Here is a 13,056-nt window from a genome sequence, read left to right as displayed (position 1 = left end):
GCCCCGGACCTCGGGCGGGGGCTTTGCCCCGGACCTCGGGCGGGGGCTTTGCCCCTTCCCGGAGCCTCGCTACGCGGCTCCGGGAAGGGGCGGGGAGGGGAACAACCCGCCGGACGCCCGGTGGCCGCCGTCCGGTGGGGTCGGCCTGGCAGTTTCCTGTCTCCGGCGTTGCCCGCTCCGGGGGCCTCCGATTTGAATGGGCGCATCAGAGCGGGGGACCGGCGAGCCGCAGCTCGCACCCCGTCCCGGCGGCCGGTCGCCACCCCCGCGAGCCGTCGATGTGCGGGATTCCGGCGCCGCGCGGCACCGGAGCCTCGCGCCATCCGGTGTCCGCCGTGCGGAAGGCGAATCCTCCATGAGTCACATGCCGATCGGTCCGGTCTACCAGCGCGCCGACGCCGACGGGGCGGCAGCGATGAGCGTCGCGTCGCGGCCACTGCCGATGAGCGGCGTCGGAGTGCTCGACAAGGCGTCCATGATCCTCAGCGTTGTCGAGCAGCGCCCCGCCAGCCTCGCCCAGGTGGTGGCCATCAGCGGGCTGCCACGCCCCACCGTCTACCGCATCGCCACCGCCCTGGAACGGCTCGAACTGCTGACCAGGGACGCGCACGGCCGGTTCCTGCCCGGCGCCAGGATCGGCCACTCGGGGGCCGCGCACCCGCGCGACCGGCTGGAGCACATCGCGGAGGGCGTGCTGGCCGAACTGCACACCCGCACCGGCCTCAACGCCCGGGTGCACCGCCGCCGCGACGCCGTGCACATCTGCGTGGCCAGCTCTTCCGACCCGGTCACCGGGCAGGACGCGGTCCCCCTCGGCACCGCACGCCCCGCCAAGTCCGGCCCGGTCGCCCAGGTGCTGCTCGCCTGGGAGGACCCGGACGAGCTGTACGCGGGGCTGCGCGGCGCGCGCTTCAACGCGGCGCAGCTGGCCCTGGTCCGGCAGCGCGGCTGGGCACACGGGCCCGATGTGATGGTGCTGGACGAGTATGTGCTCGCCGTACCGGTCCGGGACGGCGACGGCCGGGTCTCCGCGGCGCTGGTGCTGTCCGGGCCGCGGGCGAGGATGGCCAAGCTCCCCGAACGCGGGTTACGGAACACGGTCATCGACGCCGCCGCCGGGTTGACCGAGACACTGCCGCGGCCATCGAACCGCCCCCGCCCCCGCCTGCGCAGCGTGCCGCCCCGCTGAGCCCGCCACAGCTGTCGGCCGGCCCGCCCGCCGACGGCCCGCCCGCACACGGGCTGGGGACTGCCCGCACAGGGCCCGGGGGCTGCCCCACAGGGCCGGGCGGCCCTTACGGCGCCCCCGGTGCCGTTACGGCGCCCCCGACGGGGGCCACCACTCCCCAGCGCCGTCTCCGGGCCCCGATGGGCCGGGCTCGTCCACCGCGTCCCGCCCACCGAGTCCGTCGACCGAGCCCGGGTCACTGGGCCGGTTCGGCGCGCCCGGCCTGCCTGACGTGTCCGGCCCACCGCGTCCGTCTGGGGCCCCAGGGTCCTCCTGCCCTCGCGGCTCGACCGCCCCGTCCGGTCCTTCCGACCCACCGCGTACTTCCAGGGCGCCCCGGGCCTCCGGCCCCTCGGGCTCGCCCGCCGCCTCGCTGCCCCCGGCGTCTCCCTTCGCCGCGTCAGTGGCATCCGTGTCCGGGTGCTGTCGCCCTGTCAGGGCGTCGACGAAGCGTTCGAGCAGCTCGCCCCAGGGCGCCGCGCAGTCGCGCAGACACGCCTCCTGGTCGTGGGCGATCTGCTCCTCCAGTCGGGCCAGGAACGCCCAGGGGGGCTCGGTCGCGGCCGGAGGGGTCGGGTCGTCGGTCATCGGGCGGCTCGCTGGGTGGTGGGTTACGGGGGCGGGTCCAAAGGATCTCCCGCGCATCCTGCCCCGCCCGGGCGCCCGTGATCCATCGCGGGGTCACCTCCGCCGCGCACTGGCAACAAGCTGTTATGCCGTTCCTCCAAGGCCCTTCCGGCCGCCCCGGACCCGGCTCAGGGGCCCGCCCTGGCACCTTCCTGAAGGGGGCATTGAGGCGCGTGGCGGGCCTGGTTAGAAAGGTGTCCCGGGTCCTCCCGCCCGCCGCGCGGCGGGCAGCGGAGTGCGACCCGGCGGTGGGCCCCTTCCCCGCGCCCCGCCGCCGACACCCCAAAGGACGCGGCGCGAGCCATCCGAGTGCGTCCGGCCCCGGACGGGGCCGGGCCGGTCGCCGCGCCGGCCGCGGGGGACAGCCACGAGGAGAGCGACGATGACATCGTCCGGCAGTGCCCGAAGCCGGTGGTTCCGGCGGTACCCGGCGGCGGCCGGACGGCCGCGGGCGCGGCTGGTCTGTCTGCCCCACGCGGGCGGGACCGCGACGTTCTTCCACGCCTGGGCCGGTGCGCTTGGCCCCGACATCGAGGTGCTGGCCACCCGGTACCCGGGCCGTCAGGAGCGGATCGCCGAACCGTGCGCGACCAGCATCGAGCAGCTCGCCGACCCACTGGCCGCGGAGCTGCTGCCCTTCCTGGACGCCCCGGTGGCCTTCTTCGGCCACAGCATGGGGGCGTCGCTCGCCTATGAACTGGCCCTGCGCCTCCAGCCGGCCCATGCGGACCGTCTGGCCGGGCTGTTCGTCTCGTCCCGTGAGGCGCCCCATCTGGTCACGCCCAAGGAGATCCACCTCGGCACCGACGACGAGCTGATCGCCGAGGTGGTGCGGCTCGGGGGCGCGGACGCCGCGCTGCTGGACGACCCGGGGATCCGGGACATCGTGCTGCCGTCCGTACGGGCCGACTTCGGGATCGCGGGCACCTATCGGGCCGCGGCCCCGCACCCCGTCGGATGTCCGGTCGTGGCCTATGCAGGAGACCGGGATCCGGGTGCCGGGGAGAACGAGATGAGGCACTGGTCCGAGGTCGCCGGACATTCCTTCGACATACGCGTCCTGCCCGGTGGCCATTTCTACCTGAATGCCGAGCGGGATTCCCTGACGAACGACATCAGAAGGCGTCTGGACGAAGCAGTGTTGGCACCTTCCTGACGCGGCACGTGCACATCACATTCCCGTACTGCGATGGTTTCGAGTGCGGGAACGCAAAAGGAGCGCCGAACGGGGGGATTCCCGCCCGGCGGCAAAGACCGAGAGGTTGAATTCATCATGCCTACCCTTACCGAAGAGCGCGCTACGAAGATCAAGGAAATCGTCTGCGAGATCCTGGAGCTCGAGGAGGACGAGGTCAGCGAGACCAGTCTCTTCCGTGAGGACCACGACGCCGACTCGCTGCGCGCCATTGAGATCCTCGCCTCCCTGGAGAAGGAGTTCAAGGTCGTCATCGACCAGTCCGAACTCGCCCGCATGGTCAACCTCAAGGGCGTCTACGAGGTCGTCGCCGAGTCAGCAGGCTGGTAATCCCGTCCGCTGTTCAAGCCGAGACTGGTTGGAGGTTTCGATGACTGCTCCCGCGCGTGACGGTTCCGCCGGCGCGGCTCACAGAGTGGTTCTTACCGGGTTTGGCGTTTTCTCCAGCATTGGAGTGGGCGCCGCCGAGTTCGCCGAGGGGCTGCGCTCCGGCCGCAGCGGAGCGAAGCCGATCACCGCCTTCGACACCGAGGGGTTCGCCCACGCCAACGGCTGCGAAATTGTCGACTTCGAACCCGAGAAGTGGATACGCAATCTGGATGTGGCGGAACTCGGCCGGGCCAGTCAGTTCTCGGCCGCCGCGGCCCGCATGGCCGTCGAGGACGCGAATCTCGACGTCGATGTGTTGCGGGAGCAGCGCGGCCTCATCTCGATAGGCACCACCGACGGGGAGTCCTTCGACCTGGACCAGCTGGTGGAGAGCCAGATCGCCCACGGGCCGGAGAAGATGGACTCCACCATCGCCCGCCGGGTGCGGGCCGGCCGTCTCTCCGCGGCCGTCGCCCATGAACTCGGGCTGACGGACGTCGAAGCGGTGACGATCCCGACGGCCTGCGCCGCCGGCAACTACGCCATCGGCTACGGCTTCGACGCCGTACGCACCGGCGAGGTGGACTTCGCCCTCTGTGGCGGCGCCGACGCCATGTGCCGCAAGACCTTCGCCGGCTTCTACCGGCTGGGCACCATCGCTCCCGAGCTGTGCCAGCCGTTCGACGTGGACCGTAAGGGCATCCTCACCGGCGAGGGGGCGGGCGTACTCGTCCTGGAGAGCCTGGAGTCGGCCCTGGCCCGTGGCGCCCGTATCTACGCGGAGGTCCTCGGCTACGGGCTCAACTGCGACGCCTACCACCAGGTGGCCCCGAACCAGAGCAGCGTCGCCCGCTGCATGGCGCTCGCCCTGGAGAACGCCGGGGTCAAGCCCGGCGAGGTCGATCTGGTGTCCGCGCACGGCACCGGCACCAAGGCCAACGACATCACCGAGGCCCGCGCCATCCGCGAGGTCTACGGCGCCGCCCCGCCGCGCACCATCTCCATCAAGTCGATGCTCGGCCACACCATGGGCGCCGCCAGCGCACTGGCCGCGATCGCCTGCTCGCTGGCGATCGTGCACCGCTTCATCCCGCCGACCATCAACCACACCGCCACCGACCCCGAATGCGAGGTCGACTGCGTGCCCAACGAGGCGGTCGAGGCGGATCTGCGGATCGTGCAGAACAACGGTCTCGCCTTCGGCGGCAACAACGCGGTCGTCATCCTGGGCAAGTACGAGGAGCACCGATGAGCCGCTGGCCCATCACCGGAGTCGGCGCCGTCGCCAGCGTCGGAGCCGACCCGGCGCGGATTTTCGACAACCTCTGCCAGGGGCGCGGCGGGCTGCACAGCCTGCGCGGCTTCAACCGCGACTGGTACAACGCCGACCTGCTGTACGAGGTGGACGACCGGCCCGCGCCGGGCACCGATGTCGCGGGCCGGGCCACCGCCCTGCTGACCACGGCCATCGGGCAGGCGCTGGACGACGCGGGCCTGCCCCCGGACCTGCGCGGGGTGCCCGTCCTCATCGGCACCGGGCTGCGCGAGCTGCGCTCGCTGGAGCTGTGGTGGCGCGACGGACAGGACTTCGACGCCGGACGGATGCACTTCGGCACCGCGCTGCGGGAACGGTTCGGCGCCGATGACACCACCACCATCTCCAACGCCTGCTCCGCCTCGCTGTACTCGCTGGCCCTCGGTGTGGACCTGCTGGAGTTCCAGGGGGCCGACACCGTCGTGGTGGCGGGCGTCGACGTCATCACCGAGAGCATGTTCGGTCTCTCCGACCGGCTCCAGCTCGACCCGCCCGACGCGCTGCGCCCGTTCGACCGGGACCGCAAGGGCACCGTGATGGGCGAGGGCGCCGCCGCGATCGTGCTGCGCCGCGAGGCCGAGGACGGCGGCCACGGCTGGGTGCGCGGTGTGGGCGTCAACTGCGACGCCTACCACGCCACCGCCCCCGACGCCGGTGGCATCGCCCTGGCCATCAAGGACGCCCACAGCCGGGCGGGCGTCAAACCGGAGGACGTGGAACTGGTGATGGTGCACGGCACGGGCACCCCGCTCAACGACGCCGCCGAGGCCACCGCGCTGCGGGAGGTGTACGGCGACCACCTGGGCCGCCCCGTGATGACCGGGATCAAGTCGATGACCGGCCACACCTCCGGCGCCTCCGGTGTGCTCAGCCTCATCGTCGCGCTGCGCGCCATGCGGGAGCGCCGTGTGCCGCCGATCACCGGGCTCGACCATCCGGCCGAGGAGACCGAGGGATTCCGGATGGTGCGCGGCACCGCCGAACGGGCGGATGTATCGCTCGCCCAGATCGACGCCTTCGGCTTCGGCGGTATCAACGCCGTGGCGGTAGTGGAGGCGGCCCGATGAGCGCCGTACTGACCGGAGTCGGGCTCGCCCTGCCCGGCGTCACCACTCCGGAGGACCTGCTGGCCCCGGTCCCCGGCGGCGCCGAGCCGGTGGACCCCGCCGCCCGCATCGGCAAGAAGGGGCTGCGCTTCAAGGACCGCGCCACCCAGCTCGCGCTGGCCTGCGCCGCCGAGGCGCTGACGGACGCGGGGCTGCTCGGCCCCGAGGGGCTCACGGTCCCCGGCGAGACCGTCGCCGTCCTGGTGGCCTCCAACTACGGCAACGTGGACACCGTCTGCTCGGTCGTGGACACCATCGCGGCAGAGGGGGCCACGGGCGGTGTCAGCCCCATGGACACCCCCAACGCGTCCAGCAATGTGATCGCCTCCACGCTCGCCATCAAGTACGGGCTGCGCGGCCCCAATCTGATGGTCTGCAACGGCGCCACCTCCGGCCTGGACGCGGTCCGCTGGGCCACCGCCCTCGTCGGCGCGCGCCGCGCCGACCGGGCGCTGGTCCTGGCCGTCGAACCGGACAACGAGATGGTCCGCCGCCTCACCGGCGCCGACCGGATCGTGGACGGCGCCGCCGCCGTCGTCGTGGAGCGCCGGGCGGCCGCCGCCGTCCGCGGCGCCGAGCCCCGGGCCGTGGTGAGCTCCGCGGTCCGCGCCGGAAGCGTCGAGGCGTGCCTGGAGCGGCTGGCCGGGGACGACCGCACCCCGCCCGCCGCCTGGTTCGGCCCCGGCGACGGCCAGGGGCCCGGCTCCGCCCTGCTGCCGTCCGGCACCGTCCACCACGCGCTGGCCGGCACCTTCGGCGAGGCGTCGGCGGTCCTCGGCGTCCTCCAGTGCGCCGGAACCATCGGCTGGTACGCCGGCGGTGGGGCCGGGCCCGTCTACGCCCTCGCCGGCCGCGACGGCGACGACGCCACCGTCGGGCTGGCTCTCCTGGCCCCGGGCCGGTCCTGATGGCCCTCGGTGAGACCGGCGCGGCCGGGGACCGCGGCCTGGCGCAGCGGCCGTTGCTGCTGCGCCACCGCCCCGCGCGGGACGCCACCCGGCTGCGCGCCCTGTTCCTGCACGGGCTGGCCAGCAGCGGGGCGGTCTGGGACGGGCTGGCCCCGCATCTGCCGCCGGACCTGGAGACCTGGACCGCCGATCTGCCCTGGCGCGCCGACCACGTCCAGCCGTGGAGCCGCCGCCCCGAGCGGACCGACTGGATCGTCACGGCCCTGGAGCGGCTGCCGGATCCGCCCGATGTCGTGGTGGCCCACTCGTTCTCGGCGAACCAGCTGCTGGACCTGTTGAGCCGGGAGGCCGAGGCGGGCAACGACCCGTACGAGCGGTACGGCATCCGGGGCGTCGTCCTCGTCTCGCCCTTCTACCGGCGCTCACCGGACGACTTCGCCTGGGACTCCGTCTCGGGCATGCAGCGGGACTTCCTCCACATCATGGAGGAGGGGCTGCGCACCCACTCCGCCCGCCGGATCACCCCGGAGGTCCGGCGGCACATGGCGGAGCGGGTGTGCGAACGGGTCGGCCCCTACGGCTGGGTGCGGTTCTTCGAGCACTATCTGCGCACCCCCTGGCTCCGCACCGAACTGATCACCGTGCCCGGCCTGGTCGTGACCGGCCAGGACGACTTCGCCGCCGCCGAGAGCGCCTTGCTCGCGGCCGACCTCCCCGGGGCCGGGCTGCACACGGTCCCCGGGTGCGGCCACTACCCGATGTCCGAGCACGCGGAGTCGTTCTCCGCCCTGGTCGGCGCGTTCCTCCGGCGGCTCCCGGACCGGGCCGCCCCACACCTCACGGAGAAGTGATGTCGCAAGCCGTCAAGTCGCTGCTGAACGAGTCGACCGCGGTCGTCCTCAGCCCCGGTTACGAGGGTGCCAACATCGGCACCATCATCGGTTTCAAGCACGTCAACTACCTGGTCGAGAAGGCCGTCATCGCGCACTTCAAGCGCAGCGGGCTCCCGGTCGGCAGGCTCTACGAGGAGCACGGCCTCGGATTCGACATCGTCGACATCGACTCCCGCCTCCAGACCGCCCTCATCGTCGATGACGAGGCGGCCGTCGAGGTGACCCCGGTGACCAAGGACGGCGCCACCGAGCTGGCGTTCAAGGTCGCCATCACCGTCGAGCGCGACGGCGCCCCCAAGAAGGCCGTCGCCTCCAAGGTGAAGGCCGTGCTGCGGCGCGACGAGAACGATGTGCGGATGACGCGCCGGCTGCCCGTACCCGAGGGCCTGGAGCGGTTCGTCACGGACCGCGTCGGCGGCGCCGAGCCGGGACCGGCCGCGCCCGCGGTCACCGAGGAGCTGATCTCCGGCGCCTGCGCCGAGACCGACGCGGTGCTGGAGCGGCTCCTGGCCGGACAGAACGCGTACGGCTGGAAGTTCCGCATCCCCTACCCGTTCGTGCACTTCTTCGAGCGCCTCCAGATGTCGGGCTATCTGCGTCTGATGGAGGAGGCCAAGCACCGCTTCGTGGACGCGCGCGGCATCTCCATCCGGGCGCTGCTGGAGGAGAAGAACTGGATCCCCGCCGTCACCCACTCCCGGGTGACGCTGCTGGACGAGGCGCTCCTCGAAGAGGACCTCTACGTCGTCTACACCGTCGACAACGTCTTCAAGAACCTGCTCTACACCTCGCGCCTGGACACCTACGTGGTCCGCGACGGCCACCTGGTGCAGACCTCCACCGGCACCATCACCCACGCCTACGGGGTGGTCGAGAATGGCAAGGAGGGCCGCCTGGTCACCTTCGACGAGCGAGTCCTGAACGCCTTCGCCTCCGGCGACGGCCGGAACCAGCCGTGAGCACGACGGCCACCGCGACGCGCGGTCCCGTGATCGCGGGCTGGTCGGCGGTCTCGCCGTACGGCATCGGCCGGGACGCCTTCGTCGAGGGCGCCCGGTCCGGCCGGTCCACGGCCACCGCCTCCGAGCCCGGCGGCGAACCGGTCCCGGACGAGCGGGTGTGCCTGGCCCGGGACCTGGTCATCAAGGAGGTCCTGGGCCGCAAGGGGACCCGGTCCATGGACCGGGTCACCGGCCTGGCCGTGGCCACGGTACGGGAGCTGGTCACGGGGGAAGAAGGCGCGGCGGAGAGCGGCGCCGACGTCGCCCTCGTCCTGGGCACGACCACCGGAAGCGCCCAGAGCATGATGGACATCACCCGCGACACCCTCATCCACGAGAAGCCCTTCTACATCGACCCCTCGCACATCCCCAACGCCATCATGAACTGCCCCGCCGGGCAGTGCGCCATCTGGTACGGGCTCAAGGGGCCGAACACCACCGTCGCCGCCGGACGTTCGTCCGGGCTGATCGCCCTCAACTACGCCCGGCGGCTGCTCGCCTCCGGCCGCGCCATGACCGTTCTGTGCGGCGCCGTCGAGGAGTACTCCCCGGCCCGCGCCTGGCTCGAATGGCACACCCGGGGCGAGGACGAGACCGGTGTGGTCCTCGGCGAGGGCTGCGCGGTGCTGCGGCTGCGGCCCGCCGAGGCTGTGGCCGACGGCGAGGGGCTCGCCGAGGTGCTCGCCGTCGAGGCCGGGGTGGCGGGCCCCGACGGGGCGGGCCCCGCGCTGGAGTCCGCCGTGCGGCGCGCGCTGCGCCGGGCCGGGGCGTCGCGGGGGGACGTCTGGGCCGTGTCCCCCTCGGGCCCGGCCGGGCTCCTCGGCGAACAGGAACGGACCGCCCTGCGGGCCGGGTTCGCCGGACACGAGGTGCGCTGGATCCCGCAGCCGGACACGTTCGGCGACACCGCCGCCGCGACCGCCGCCTTCCAGATCGTCTCCGTGCTGACGGCGGCCCAGGACGACGACCGGGCCGCGGGCCGGCTGGCGGTGGTGACGTCCGTGGACCGTGACGGCGCGCTCGCCTGCGCACTTCTGCGCCTCCTGTGATGCCCCTTCCCGCTGTCTTCCCGCTGTGTGAAAGGAACCCCATGTCCGTCACCTACTCCGACGCGGCCGGCGCGGCCCCGCTCGACATGGACGAACTGCGCGGCATCGTCGCCGACATCCTGGAGGTCGACGCCACCGACGTGGCCGACGACGCCGACTTCATGGCCGACCTCGAGGTCGACTCCCTGATGGCGCTCGAGGTCATCGTGGTCCTGGAGAAGAAGTACGGCGTCAAGTTCGCGGAGGCGGAGCTGCGCCAGGTGGTGTCGCTGAACCAGGCGCATGAGCTGCTGACACAGAAGCTGCTCGTCCGATGACCGGCACGGCCACCGGTGGCACGTCCACCGACGCCACCACGTCCACCAACAGCCCGGTGCGGGCCGTGCCGGAGGTCGTGCGGCGGGCCTCGGCGGACGCCGGGCGGCCGGGGCTGAGCAGCGAGGTCCGGTTCCGTATCGCACCGGAGGAGCCGGTCTTCGCCGGCCACTACCCGGACTTCCCGATCTTCCCCGGGGTGTGCGTGGTCGAGTGCGCCCACCGCGCGGCCCTCGCCACGGCACCCGGGGCCGGGACCATCGCGCTGCGGGCCCTGGAATCCGCCCGCTTCATCGGCCCGGTCTTCCCCGGCGATGTGCTGACCGTCCGCGCCGACTGGAAGCCGGCCGTCGGCGGCTGGACGTACACGGCGACGGCCGCCACCGAGCGCGGCACCTCCGCCAAGGTGCGGCTGGGCTTTCGTACGGAGGTCACACCATGATCGACGCGGCCGGGATCAAGCGCCTGATGCCGCATCGCCATCCGATGCTGCTGATCGACCGGGTGGTGGAGCTCGTCCCCGGCGACCGGCTGGTCGCGCTCAAGGCCATCACCTGCAATGAGCCCTGGTACCGCCACCTCGGCGAGGACGCGGCCCCCGAGCGGTTCGCCTATCCGCAGACCCTGCTGGTCGAGTCCTGGGGCCAGGCCGCCGGGCTGCTCGCGGTGTGCGGCGCCGAGGCGACCGGCGGCCCGACCGGCCAGGTCATGCTGGCCGGTTCGATGTCCGGGGTGGAGTTCCACCGCCCGGTCCACCCCGGCGATGTGCTGGAGCACCGGGTGCGGCTCTTCCGGGCGCTCACCGACACCGTGATCTTCGAGGGCGAGACGCTGGCCGGCGGCGAGATCGCGCTGACCTTCTCCCGCATGGTGATGGCGTTCCGCCCCGGGGACCAGCTGCGCCCGCCGGCCTCCGCCGACCAGGTCGCCGCCCCCGCCGTTCCATAGCCCGCAGGCCCGCAGGCCCGCAGGCCCGCAGGCCCGCAGGCCCGCAGGCCCGCAGTCGGCCAGGAGGGCCCGCAGCCAACCAGGAGAGGGAACAGTCGTGCACAACAGTGAGTCCAGGGTCGCCCTCGTCAGCGGCGGATCCCGCGGCATCGGGCGGGAGGTGGTCCTGCGCCTGGCCCGGGACGGCTTCGACGTCGCCTACTGCTACCGGTCCGACGAGGCCGCGGCGAACGTCCTGGAGAAGGAGGTCCGGGAGCTCGGCGTCCGGGCGCTCGCCGTCCGCGCCGACGTCTCCGACATGGAGTCCGTCCGGTCGTTCGTGGCCCGCGCCGAGGAGACCCTCGGCCCGGTCGACGCCGCCGTCACCTCCGCGGGCATCACCCGGGACAACCCCCTGCTGATGATGGCCGACGAGGAGTGGAAGCAGGTCATCGGCACCAACCTCGACGGGGTCTACCACGTCTGCCGCGCCGTCATCTTCGAGATGATGAAGCGGAAGTCGGGCGCCATCGTGAACCTCTCATCCGTGGCGGGGGTGTACGGCAACCCCACCCAGACCAACTACTCGGCCTCCAAAGCGGGCATCATCGGCTTCTCCCGGTCGCTGGCCAAGGAGGTCGGCCGGTACGGCATCCGCACCAATGTGGTCGCCCCCGGCTTCATCGAGACCGATATGACGGCGGAACTGAGCGATCAGGTGCGCAAGAAGGCGCTCCAGCAGATCCCGCTGAAGCGGCTGGGCCGGCCGGAAGAGGTCGCCGACCTCGTCTCCTACCTGGTCTCCGACCGGGCCGCCTACATCACCGGCGCCGTCTTCCAGATCGACGGCGGCATCACCATCTGAACCCCGACCGGTCCACGACCGGCCCCTCATCGACCTCTACCGGAAGGCGGAGCACCACCGTGCCCAAGCCCAAGAAGCCACCGAGGTGGTACTTCTCGCTGCGCAGCCCGTACTCCTGGTTCGCCTACCTGGACCTGACCGAGCGCTACCCCGGCGTGGCCGACGGAATGGACTGGATCCCCTTCTGGGAGCCCGACGCCGTCACCCAGCGGATGCTGGACGAGGCCGATGTGGAGCTGCCCATCGTCGCCATGTCCCGGGCGAAGAACTTCTACATCCTCCAGGACCTCTCGCGGATCTCCAAGGCGCGCGGTCTGAAGATGACCGTGCCGATCGACAAGGACCCCAACTGGGAGGTCTCCCACCTGGCCTATCTCGCCGCCCAGGAGGAGGGCCACGGCCGGCGCTTCATCGAACTCACCTACCGGGCGCGCTGGCAGGAAGGCCGGGACATCACCCGGCCCGAGACGATGGGCGAGATCGCCGTGGAACTGGGGCTACCGGCCGAGCGGCTGGCGAATGCCTCGGACGACCCCGGGCTGCGCAAGCGGGGGCTGGATTGCCTGGTCCAGTCGTACCAGGACGGCCTGTTCGGCGTTCCGTTCTTCATCTACGGACGGGAGAAGTTCTGGGGTGCGGACCGGCTGACGCCCTTTGTCGCGGCCTTCCGCGGCCAACCTCTCGAGGAGGTCGAGAAAGGCTGGCAGCATCATGACGAGCTGCCCCGGTTCTCCGCCCCCGGTGGAGATACTGGACATGCAGGAGGCTGCGGCTAGACCGCTCGGTCACCACACCCGCCGAGAAGAATTCGAGGCCGGGGCGGACGGGTCTCCCGCGGATTGTCCGAGCCGTAGGAGAGGGACTCTCCACCCCGGCCTTGTCGCGCCGTGAATTCCGTACGTCGTTCATCGAATCCTCCACTGGTCACGCTCTTTTCGAGGGGTTCAGCAATGTCCGATCGCGTTCAGACCGCCACGCTTCCCGAGCTGTTCGAGGCTCAGGCCGGCGTTTCGGCGGAGAGTGTCGCCGTGGTCTGTGGCGAGGAGTCGTTGTCGTACGGGGAGTTGAACGCTCGGGCGAATCGGTTGGCGCGGTTGTTGGTGGGGCGGGGGGTGGGTGTCGAGGACCGGGTGGGGTTGGTGTTGCCGCGGTCGGTGGATCTTGTGGTGGGTGTTCTCGCGGTGTTGAAGGCGGGGGCGGTGTATGTGCCGGTGGATCCGGGTTATCCGGCGGACCGGGTGGCTTATGTGTGGGAGGA

At 72.1% G+C, this 13,056-nt stretch carries 16 protein-coding genes; 15 read left to right on the top strand and 1 reads right to left on the bottom strand.

The genetic code is table 11. From position 1 onward, the window contains the following. Positions 1–355 precede the first annotated feature (355 nt). Positions 356–1,189, top strand: coding sequence for an IclR family transcriptional regulator (locus NQU54_RS47065; RefSeq protein WP_232564764.1), 834 nt, complete (start codon positions 356–358; stop codon positions 1,187–1,189). A gap of 126 nt (positions 1,190–1,315) precedes the next feature. On the opposite strand, the gene NQU54_RS47055 is transcribed toward NQU54_RS47065, so the two are convergent. Beyond that, complete coding sequence (locus NQU54_RS47055) at positions 1,316–1,816, bottom strand: DUF6269 family protein (RefSeq protein ID WP_257636406.1); 501 nt, start codon at positions 1,814–1,816, stop codon at positions 1,316–1,318. Positions 1,817–2,237: 421 nt separating this feature from the next. Here NQU54_RS47055 and NQU54_RS47050 point away from each other — a divergent pair, with 421 nt between their 5' ends. The 14 genes from NQU54_RS47050 to NQU54_RS46985 all read left to right on the top strand — a co-directional run. Next, positions 2,238–3,011: a thioesterase II family protein gene (locus NQU54_RS47050; RefSeq protein ID WP_079259248.1), complete on the top strand. Its 774-nt coding sequence runs from the start codon at positions 2,238–2,240 to the stop codon at positions 3,009–3,011. Between the two features lie 117 nt (positions 3,012–3,128). Beyond that, positions 3,129–3,380, top strand: a complete 252-nt coding sequence (locus NQU54_RS47045) for an acyl carrier protein (RefSeq protein WP_069867802.1) — start codon at positions 3,129–3,131, stop codon at positions 3,378–3,380. A gap of 40 nt (positions 3,381–3,420) precedes the next feature. Next, a complete protein-coding gene (locus NQU54_RS47040) occupies positions 3,421–4,671 on the top strand; it encodes a beta-ketoacyl-[acyl-carrier-protein] synthase family protein (protein WP_257636405.1) in 1,251 nt (416 codons plus the stop codon). Further along, positions 4,668–5,801 (top strand): beta-ketoacyl synthase N-terminal-like domain-containing protein, encoded by a 1,134-nt coding sequence (locus NQU54_RS47035; protein ID WP_257636404.1) that lies wholly within the window; start codon positions 4,668–4,670, stop codon positions 5,799–5,801. The genes NQU54_RS47040 and NQU54_RS47035 overlap by 4 nt, the downstream gene beginning before the upstream one ends. After that, positions 5,798–6,748 carry a beta-ketoacyl synthase N-terminal-like domain-containing protein gene (locus NQU54_RS47030; RefSeq protein ID WP_257636403.1) on the top strand — a complete coding sequence of 317 codons (951 nt, stop codon included), beginning with the start codon at positions 5,798–5,800 and terminating at the stop codon, positions 6,746–6,748. The genes NQU54_RS47035 and NQU54_RS47030 overlap by 4 nt, the downstream gene beginning before the upstream one ends. Then, positions 6,748–7,599: an alpha/beta fold hydrolase gene (locus NQU54_RS47025; RefSeq protein ID WP_257636402.1), complete on the top strand. Its 852-nt coding sequence runs from the start codon at positions 6,748–6,750 to the stop codon at positions 7,597–7,599. The genes NQU54_RS47030 and NQU54_RS47025 overlap by 1 nt, the downstream gene beginning before the upstream one ends. Continuing rightward, entirely contained in the window at positions 7,599–8,600 is a 1,002-nt protein-coding gene (locus tag NQU54_RS47020) for an acyl-CoA thioesterase family protein (protein WP_257636401.1), read from the top strand. Before NQU54_RS47025 ends, NQU54_RS47020 begins: the two co-directional genes overlap by 1 nt. Next, positions 8,597–9,691 carry a beta-ketoacyl synthase N-terminal-like domain-containing protein gene (locus NQU54_RS47015; protein ID WP_257636400.1) on the top strand — a complete coding sequence of 365 codons (1,095 nt, stop codon included), beginning with the start codon at positions 8,597–8,599 and terminating at the stop codon, positions 9,689–9,691. Before NQU54_RS47020 ends, NQU54_RS47015 begins: the two co-directional genes overlap by 4 nt. A gap of 41 nt (positions 9,692–9,732) precedes the next feature. Then, entirely contained in the window at positions 9,733–10,008 is a 276-nt protein-coding gene (locus NQU54_RS47010) for an acyl carrier protein (protein WP_257636399.1), read from the top strand. Beyond that, entirely contained in the window at positions 10,005–10,448 is a 444-nt protein-coding gene (locus NQU54_RS47005; protein WP_257636398.1) for a 3-hydroxyacyl-ACP dehydratase FabZ family protein, read from the top strand. The genes NQU54_RS47010 and NQU54_RS47005 overlap by 4 nt, the downstream gene beginning before the upstream one ends. After that, positions 10,445–10,954 carry a 3-hydroxyacyl-ACP dehydratase FabZ family protein gene (locus tag NQU54_RS47000; protein WP_257636397.1) on the top strand — a complete coding sequence of 170 codons (510 nt, stop codon included), beginning with the start codon at positions 10,445–10,447 and terminating at the stop codon, positions 10,952–10,954. The genes NQU54_RS47005 and NQU54_RS47000 overlap by 4 nt, the downstream gene beginning before the upstream one ends. Before the next feature lie 97 nt (positions 10,955–11,051). Then, positions 11,052–11,798: a 3-oxoacyl-[acyl-carrier-protein] reductase gene (gene fabG, locus NQU54_RS46995; RefSeq protein WP_069867793.1), complete on the top strand. Its 747-nt coding sequence runs from the start codon at positions 11,052–11,054 to the stop codon at positions 11,796–11,798. A gap of 59 nt (positions 11,799–11,857) precedes the next feature. Continuing rightward, a complete protein-coding gene (locus NQU54_RS46990; RefSeq protein ID WP_257636396.1) occupies positions 11,858–12,574 on the top strand; it encodes a 2-hydroxychromene-2-carboxylate isomerase in 717 nt (238 codons plus the stop codon). Between the two features lie 174 nt (positions 12,575–12,748). Then, a partial coding sequence (locus NQU54_RS46985) for an AMP-binding protein (protein WP_306279820.1) occupies positions 12,749–13,056 on the top strand: 308 nt, incomplete at its 3' end.

Source organism: Streptomyces malaysiensis subsp. samsunensis, assembly GCF_024519315.1.
Classification (GTDB): domain Bacteria; phylum Actinomycetota; class Actinomycetes; order Streptomycetales; family Streptomycetaceae; genus Streptomyces; species Streptomyces malaysiensis.
Note: the sequence above shows the minus strand (reverse complement) of the source record. Positions and strands in the feature narration are given on the sequence as shown.

Coding starts and splice junctions, on each gene's coding strand:
- NQU54_RS47020 (WP_257636401.1), top strand. CDS start 7,599: ATGTCGCAAGCCGTCAAGTCGCTGCTGAACGAGTCGACCGCGGTCGTC.
- NQU54_RS47045 (WP_069867802.1), top strand. CDS start 3,129: ATGCCTACCCTTACCGAAGAGCGCGCTACGAAGATCAAGGAAATCGTC.
- NQU54_RS47055 (WP_257636406.1), bottom strand. CDS start 1,816: ATGACCGACGACCCGACCCCTCCGGCCGCGACCGAGCCCCCCTGGGCG.
- NQU54_RS47050 (WP_079259248.1), top strand. CDS start 2,238: ATGACATCGTCCGGCAGTGCCCGAAGCCGGTGGTTCCGGCGGTACCCG.
- NQU54_RS47030 (WP_257636403.1), top strand. CDS start 5,798: ATGAGCGCCGTACTGACCGGAGTCGGGCTCGCCCTGCCCGGCGTCACC.
- NQU54_RS47035 (WP_257636404.1), top strand. CDS start 4,668: ATGAGCCGCTGGCCCATCACCGGAGTCGGCGCCGTCGCCAGCGTCGGA.
- NQU54_RS47040 (WP_257636405.1), top strand. CDS start 3,421: ATGACTGCTCCCGCGCGTGACGGTTCCGCCGGCGCGGCTCACAGAGTG.
- NQU54_RS47025 (WP_257636402.1), top strand. CDS start 6,748: ATGGCCCTCGGTGAGACCGGCGCGGCCGGGGACCGCGGCCTGGCGCAG.
- NQU54_RS47065 (WP_232564764.1), top strand. CDS start 356: ATGAGTCACATGCCGATCGGTCCGGTCTACCAGCGCGCCGACGCCGAC.
- NQU54_RS47000 (WP_257636397.1), top strand. CDS start 10,445: ATGATCGACGCGGCCGGGATCAAGCGCCTGATGCCGCATCGCCATCCG.
- NQU54_RS47005 (WP_257636398.1), top strand. CDS start 10,005: ATGACCGGCACGGCCACCGGTGGCACGTCCACCGACGCCACCACGTCC.
- NQU54_RS47010 (WP_257636399.1), top strand. CDS start 9,733: ATGTCCGTCACCTACTCCGACGCGGCCGGCGCGGCCCCGCTCGACATG.